Annotated in this window: 8 protein-coding genes and 1 pseudogene; 5 read left to right on the top strand and 4 right to left on the bottom strand. The window is 71.4% G+C overall.

The genetic code is table 11. From position 1 onward, the window contains the following. From AB0F10_RS43265 to AB0F10_RS43245, 5 genes and pseudogenes are all read left to right on the top strand, one after another. Positions 1-237, top strand: a pseudogene (locus AB0F10_RS43265) (ABC transporter substrate-binding protein); the annotation flags it as partial. Between the two features lie 10 nt (positions 238-247). Continuing rightward, positions 248-1,237 (top strand): ABC transporter permease, encoded by a 990-nt coding sequence (locus tag AB0F10_RS43260; protein ID WP_360639811.1) that lies wholly within the window; start codon positions 248-250, stop codon positions 1,235-1,237. A 1-nt stretch (position 1,238) separates the two neighbouring features. Further along, positions 1,239-2,210, top strand: coding sequence for an ABC transporter permease (locus tag AB0F10_RS43255; RefSeq protein WP_360639809.1), 972 nt, complete (start codon positions 1,239-1,241; stop codon positions 2,208-2,210). Beyond that, the gene (locus tag AB0F10_RS43250) at positions 2,207-3,088 is read left to right on the top strand and encodes an ABC transporter ATP-binding protein (RefSeq protein WP_360639806.1); all 882 of its coding nucleotides are present in this window, start codon (positions 2,207-2,209) and stop codon (positions 3,086-3,088) included. The genes AB0F10_RS43255 and AB0F10_RS43250 overlap by 4 nt, the downstream gene beginning before the upstream one ends. Continuing rightward, positions 3,085-3,891: an ATP-binding cassette domain-containing protein gene (locus tag AB0F10_RS43245; protein WP_360639803.1), complete on the top strand. Its 807-nt coding sequence runs from the start codon at positions 3,085-3,087 to the stop codon at positions 3,889-3,891. Before AB0F10_RS43250 ends, AB0F10_RS43245 begins: the two co-directional genes overlap by 4 nt. A 116-nt stretch (positions 3,892-4,007) precedes the next feature. On the opposite strand, the gene AB0F10_RS43240 is transcribed toward AB0F10_RS43245, so the two are convergent. The 4 genes from AB0F10_RS43240 to AB0F10_RS43225 form a co-directional block, all read right to left on the bottom strand. Then, positions 4,008-4,544, bottom strand: coding sequence for a hypothetical protein (locus tag AB0F10_RS43240; RefSeq protein WP_360639800.1), 537 nt, complete (start codon positions 4,542-4,544; stop codon positions 4,008-4,010). Positions 4,545-4,681: 137 nt separating this feature from the next. Further along, positions 4,682-5,581 (bottom strand): hypothetical protein, encoded by a 900-nt coding sequence (locus tag AB0F10_RS43235; RefSeq protein ID WP_360639797.1) that lies wholly within the window; start codon positions 5,579-5,581, stop codon positions 4,682-4,684. Then, complete coding sequence (locus tag AB0F10_RS43230; RefSeq protein ID WP_360639794.1) at positions 5,578-6,183, bottom strand: YdeI/OmpD-associated family protein; 606 nt, start codon at positions 6,181-6,183, stop codon at positions 5,578-5,580. The genes AB0F10_RS43235 and AB0F10_RS43230 overlap by 4 nt, the downstream gene beginning before the upstream one ends. A gap of 71 nt (positions 6,184-6,254) precedes the next feature. After that, positions 6,255-6,610, bottom strand: a 356-nt coding sequence (locus tag AB0F10_RS43225; RefSeq protein ID WP_360639792.1) for an ROK family protein, incomplete at its 5' end; no start/stop codon positions are given.

Genomic DNA, 6,610 nt, shown 5'->3' with positions numbered 1-6,610 from the left:
GCCGCGGCCGCGGCGACCAACGACGAGGCCGCGCAGAAGCAGCAGTACGCGGCCATCCAGACCGAGATCGTCCGCGACATGCCGTACATACCGATCTACATCAACTCGATGCTCACCGAGTTCAGCACCGCGCACGCCACGGGCTGGCCGACGAACGAGAACAAGTACGCGCTGCCCGCGTCCTGGAAGGTCTGGGACAACGGCATCGTCATGGTCAACCTGAAGCCGGCGAAGTAGCCGGGCCGGCGTGCGCTACCTGGCCCGCAAGCTCGGGTTCTACCTGATCGCCTTCTGGGCCGCGGTGACGGTGAACTTCTTCATCCCGCGGCTCATGCCGGGCGACCCGGTCGACATCATGATCTCCAAGCTGGGCCAGCACGGCCCGGTCACCCCCGAGATGAGACACGCGATCGAGGCGCTGCTCGGCGCCGACACCGACCGGTCGCTGTGGTCGCAGTACGTCGACTACCTGCACAACCTGGTCACCGGGGACTTCGGCACCTCGGTGGCGTACTTCCCGGCGACGGTCACCTCGATCATCGCGCAGACCCTGCCGTGGACCATCGGGCTCATCGGGCTCGCCACGATCATCTCGTTCCTGGCCGGGGTGGGGCTGGGCACCCTGGCCGGCTGGCGGCGAGGGTCGTGGCTGGACAACCTGGTGCCGGTGACCACGATGTTCCAGTCCGTGCCGTACTTCTGGCTGGCCCTGATCCTGCTGTACCTGTTCGGCAGCGTGTGGCCGATCTTCCCGCTCAACGGCGGCTACGACGTCTACACGGTGACGCCCGGCTGGAACGGCCCGTTCATCGTCTCGGTGCTCTACTACGGCGCGCTGCCGGCGCTCACCATCGTGCTGTCCTCGGTCGGCGGCTGGATGCTCGGCATGCGCAACATGATGGTCTCCACGCTCTCCGAGGACTACCTGGTCACGGCGGAGGCCAAGGGCCTGCGCCCGGGCCGGATCATGCGCCGGTACGCGGCGCGCAACGCCATCCTCCCGTCCGTCTCGGGCTTCGCCATCTCGCTCGGCTTCGTGGTCGCCGGCTCGATCGTCACCGAGGCGGTGTTCTCCTACCCCGGCATCGGGTCGGCGCTGCTGCAGGCGGTCGGCAACAACGACTACGCCCTGATGCAGGGCATCTTCCTGGTCATCACGCTGTCGGTGCTCTGCGCCAACCTCCTGGTCGACCTCCTGTATTCGGTCATCGACCCGCGTACCCGGGCCGGGGGCTGACATGACACTGGCCACCCAGGCGGCCGAGGCCGCCTCCGCCGACGCGGAGGCCTCGCTGGCGGCGTCCGGCCGGCGCGGGTTCGCGCTGCCGCGGATGACCGCCAAGCTGGCCACCGGCCTGATCCTCGGCGGCGTGATCCTGCTGTTCGGCCTGCTCGGGCCGCTCTTCCTGCAGGATCCGGCGCTGGTGAACGACATCGGGCTCACCGCGCCGAGCGCCGAGCACTGGCTCGGCACCACCCAGACCGGGCAGGACGTGCTCGCCCAGCTTGCGCACGCCACCCGCGGCTCGCTCACCATCGGCGCCATCGTCGGCGTGCTCACCCTGCTGCTGTCCGGGTTCTTCGGCGTGGTCGGCGCGTACGCGGGCGGCTGGGTCGACGAGGCGTTCGCCCTGTTCACGAACATCATGCTGGTGATACCCGGCCTCCCGCTGGTGATCGTGATCTCCAGCTACGTGCCGGACAAGAGCCTGTGGCTGGTGGCGCTGGTGCTGTCCATCACCGGCTGGGCCGGCTCGGCCCGGGTGCTGCGCGGCAACACCCTGAGCCTGCGCAACCGCGACTACGTGCTGGCCTCCCGGGTGGCCGGGGAGAGACGCTGGCGGATCCTGGCCGTGGAGATCCTGCCCAACCTGATCCCGCTGCTCGCCTCGCAGGTGGTCTTCGCGGTCATCTTCGCGATCCTCGGCGAGGCCGGGCTGTCCTTCCTCGGCCTCGGCGCCAGCGGCTCGTTCACCTGGGGCACCATGCTCTACTACGCGCAGAACGGCCTCGCGCTGCGGCTCGGCGCCTGGTGGTGGTTCGTCCCGCCGGGCCTGATGCTGGCCCTGTTCGGCGCCGCCCTCTCGCTGATCAACTTCTCGATCGACGAGGTCATCAACCCGAAGCTGCGCAACCAGACCCGGTCCGCCCGCCGCGGCTGGCGGATGTCCCGCGAGCAGTTGGAGAAGGCCAAGGAGGCCACGCTGTGACGGCCACCGGCCCGCCGGTGCTCACGATCGAGAACTTCAGCGTCGACTACCTGGTCGAGCCGGTCGTGCACGCGGTCAAGGACGTCTCGCTGACGCTGCGCCGCGGCGAGGTGCTCGGCCTGGCGGGGGAGAGCGGCTGCGGCAAGAGCACCCTCGCGTACGGGATCATCCGGCTCCTCAAACCGCCCGCCGTGATCACCTCGGGCCGCGCGGTGTTCCACTCCCGCGAGGCCGGGGACATCGACTGGAACGAGTTGCACGCCGAGGAGCTGCGCGCCACCCGCTGGGACACGATCTCCATGGTCTTCCAGGGCGCGATGAACTCGCTCAACCCGGTGGTGTCCATCCGCGACCAGCTCGACGACATCTTCATCACGCACCGGCCCGGCATGGACCGCAGGCAGCGCCGGCAGCGCTCCGGCGACCTGCTCGAACGCGTCGGCGTGGACCGGGCCCGGCTGAACGCGTACCCCCATGAGCTCTCCGGCGGCATGCGGCAGCGGGTCATGATCGCCATGGCCATGGCGCTGGAGCCGCAGGTAATGATCATGGATGAGCCGACCACCGCCCTGGACGTGGTGGTGCAGCGCGAGATCCTGCGGGAGATCGCCCGGCTGCGCGACGAACTGGGCTTCGCGGTCCTCTTCATCACCCACGACCTGCCGCTGCTGCTGGAGATCAGCGACCGGATCGCCGTGATGCGCCGCGGCGAGATCGTCGAGCTGGGCGACGCGGCGACGCTCTACACCGAGCCCCGCCACGAGTACACCCAGCAGTTGCTGGCCTCCTTCCCCAGCCTCACCGGCGAGCGCGGCTCCTTCGTACGCGGCGCGGCCGACGACCGCCTGAGCGCCCTGCCGACGGAGGACACCGCGTGAACACCCTCGAGGTACGCGGCCTGGTCAAGGACTACCGCCTGCGGGACGGCCTGCGCACCGGCCGGCTGCGCGCCGTCGACGACGTCGGCTTCACGCTCGAACCCGGCCGGACCATCGCGCTGGTCGGCCAGAGCGGCAGCGGCAAGTCGACGATCGCGAAGCTGCTGCTGCAACTGGAACGGCCGACCGCGGGGGAGATCCTGCTGGACGGCGAGCCGGTCGCGCGCCGCGGCGCCGGCCTCGCCGGCTACCGCCGGCGCGTGCAGATGGTCTTCCAGGACCCGTTCGCCTCGCTCAACCCGCACCACACCGTCGCGCACCACCTGGAACGCCCGGTACGGCTGCACCACCCGGGGATGACCTCGGCCGAGGTGCGCCGCCGGGTCCTCGAGCTGCTGGAACGGGTGCGGCTCACCCCGGCCGCGCAGGTGGCCCGGCGGCGCCCGCACGAACTGTCCGGCGGGCAGCGGCAGCGGGTCGCGATCGCCCGGGCGCTCGCACCCGAGCCGGGCGTGCTGATCGCCGACGAGCCGGTGTCGATGCTGGACGTCTCGATCCGGCTGGGCCTGCTCAACCTGCTCGCCACCCTGCAGCGCGAGGAGCACCTGGGCGTCCTCTACATCACCCACGACCTGGCGACCGCCCGGCACTTCTCCGACGAGATCCTGGTGATGTACCGCGGGCGGATCGTCGAACGCGGCCCCGCCGACGAGGTGATCCTCAACCCCCGGCACGAGTACACGAAGACCCTCGCGGCGGCGGCGCCGAACCCGGAGCGCCGACTGGGCGAACTCCGCGGCTAGGTTCTGCCTCCCGACCGTAGGATCGCCATGGTCGGGCAGGGCGACCGCGGCGCGGGCGAACGACAGCCGCCGGCTCATCAGCGGCAGCTCCCGCCGAAACCGGACACCCGCGCGGATCAGCGAGGGTGAAAGACGGCGCGTGGGGGTTCCAGGGTCGGTTTCGGGTGGGTTCCTGAGATTCTCGGGGTATTGGCGGCCCCCAGGTCGGCCACCAGCTGGTGACGTAGGCGGCGGCCGAGGGCCAACAGCTCGTCGCAGGCCTCAGGGGAGATCGGGGCGTTCTGATCGTTGCGCGGCAACCCGTCGTCGAAGATCAGGCCGGCTATGTGGTTCTGCAGCTCCAGGAAGGACCGCTTGGCCGCCGCTGTCAGGAACATGCCGCCGGCAACCTGGTTGAAATACCAGTCGTGCAACTCCGCGCGGTATTGCTGCAGGTCGGAGCCGGTCGGCCTGCTGTCATCCAGGTAATAGCGGGGAAAGTGCCTGGTGACGTAGAAGAGGCGCTGGTAGGAGTCGATGCGTTTGTCGCGCAGCGTGCGGTCGTAGGCGTACTCCAGCTCGAGTGTCAGCTTGGGACGCAGGGTCAAGTAGGTGGACAACGTCCCGGCTATCGCGCCGATCAAAGCGGCGACCAAGGCAATCCAGCCAGCCATGTCACCACGTTGGCAGCCGCACGCAAACGCGAGTGAGGCGCGGCCGGGTGTGACCGCGGCGAGCCTGCCCGGATCGGCGTGCGGGGCGTGACGTTGGATCACGAGCCGCGGCGCCCGATCGGCGAGATCGTCCGGTCCTAGTCGGTGGCCTGCGAGCCGAGGCCGGGGTCGCCGCGGAAGGCCAGACCGGCCGCGTCCATCGCTGCTCGCAGGTGGCGAAGGGCGTAGGGCCCGACTCCGTGCAGTGCCCGCACCTCGCCTTCCGTGAGGTCGGCGACCTGCTCGAGGCGGACCACGCCGCGCGCGGTGAGCGCACGGGTCGCGGCCGCGCCGAGGTGCGGCAACGGAATTCCCGGCTCCGGCGCCGGCCGGCCCCGGGCCGGCCGGGGATGACCCTCGTGGTCCAGGACGGCGGCGCCGCGCGCCGAGAGCCGGTAGCCGATGTCGAGCGACTCGGTCAGACCGCGCTCCTTGAGCTTGCGCACGTTCTGTTTGAACGCCGGGGTGTCGCGTCCCATCCGCCGTGCGAGGTCGGGTGCCCGGGTGGCCGGCAGTTCGTCGATCAGCAGCAGGGTTGCCCGGGTCCAGGGCCCGGTCGGCGAGGCGTGGTCGAGCCGGTCGAGCCCCGCGACGATCGTGTCGATCTCCGCGGCGCCGGGCACCGCCGCACGCAGCGCGTGCCGCGGGTCGGCACCCGCGTATCGCAGCCCGATCCGATAGACCGGCCGGTCGGGGTGCGTGCGGTCCAAACCCTGCCGGAGCGCGGTCAGCGACGCGGCGCCGGCCCGGCGGGCGTCCGCGGCGGTGAGCGACCGCACCGGTACGCGGTCGACGGACGTGATCTCGACCAGTCCGACCGCGGTACGCATCCGGGTGCCGATCCTGACGCGGGGCCGCTCCCACCGGCGGAACGCCACGTCGACGTCGCCGGCACGGATCGCCGCCAGTTCCGCGGGACGCATCTGCATGCCCCAGTTCAGCACACGACACGATCCGTCGCCGCCCGCCCGCCCGGTCGGCGGCAGGGTGCCGATCACGGCGGGTTCGCAGGCCTGGCCTTCTGCGGGTAGATCGTCTCGTGGCGGGCGAGCATGGCGACGAACTCGCCGATCTTTCGCTCGCGGGTCTGCGCCCGTTTGACGGCGTTGACCCGGTAGATGAGAGCGAACTGGTTGGTCTTGGTGAGGACGTCGAACATGGCCTGGGCGGCCGGGACGGCGGCGATGGCGGCGAGGAGGTCGGCCGGTGCCTCGGCCTCCGACGGCGGGGCGTAGGCCCGGGCCCACCGCCCGTCGGCCTTCGCGGCGTCCACCGCGGCGCGGCCCGGGGGCAGCATCCGGCCCTGTGTCTCCAGCCGGGCCACGTTGGCGATGTTGCGCTGCGACCAGGCGCTGCGGGGTCTGCGAGGGGTGAACCGGATCCCGGAGGTCTCCTGATCCCGTTTCCGGGTCTGCCCGTCGATCCAGCCGAAGCACAGGGCCTCGTCGACCGCCTGCTGCCAGGTCAGCGTGGTGACCGTGCCGCCCTTCCTGGTCAGGGCCAGCCAGACGCCGGGCGACGTGGCGTGGTTGGCCGACAGCCACGCGCGCAGCGCCTCGGCGTCCGCGACGATCAGCTCGTCCAGCTCGGCGCTCGCCATGACGGCAGGCTAGCCGACGCGACGCACCGCGCCGCGACGTGGCGTCCCCAGGTCGAGAGCCGGGCGTGGGGCTATCGCCGTAGGTGTGATTGCAGGACCAGGGCCGCGGCGCCGGTGGCCGAGGCGGTCGCGGCGGCCAGCGAGACGGTCACGGTCACCGAGCGGTGCCAGGTGCGGGCGTCGGCCACCGCGATCCGCCGCGTGATGGCCGGGCCGTACACGAAGGACGCCGCCGCGAATCCCGGGCCGGTCAGCACCACCAGGTCGATGTCGAGCAGGTTGACCACCGACTCGGCGGCCGCCGCGACGTAGCGGGCCGAGTCCTCCAGCAGCGCGCGGCAGCGCGGCGCACCGGACCGGGCGGCCCGGGCCACGGCCGCGAAGTCGGCAGCCACGCTGTGGCGCGGGCCGGCCGGGTCGAGGCCCG

It is taken from the genome of Actinoplanes sp. NPDC026623, from assembly GCF_040638275.1.
Classification (GTDB): Bacteria; Actinomycetota; Actinomycetes; order Mycobacteriales; family Micromonosporaceae; genus Actinoplanes.
This window is presented reverse-complemented; position numbering and strand designations above follow the sequence as displayed.

Coding starts and splice junctions, on each gene's coding strand:
- AB0F10_RS43255 (WP_360639809.1), top strand. CDS start 1,239: ATGACACTGGCCACCCAGGCGGCCGAGGCCGCCTCCGCCGACGCGGAG.
- AB0F10_RS43240 (WP_360639800.1), bottom strand. CDS start 4,544: ATGGCTGGCTGGATTGCCTTGGTCGCCGCTTTGATCGGCGCGATAGCC.
- AB0F10_RS43230 (WP_360639794.1), bottom strand. CDS start 6,183: ATGGCGAGCGCCGAGCTGGACGAGCTGATCGTCGCGGACGCCGAGGCG.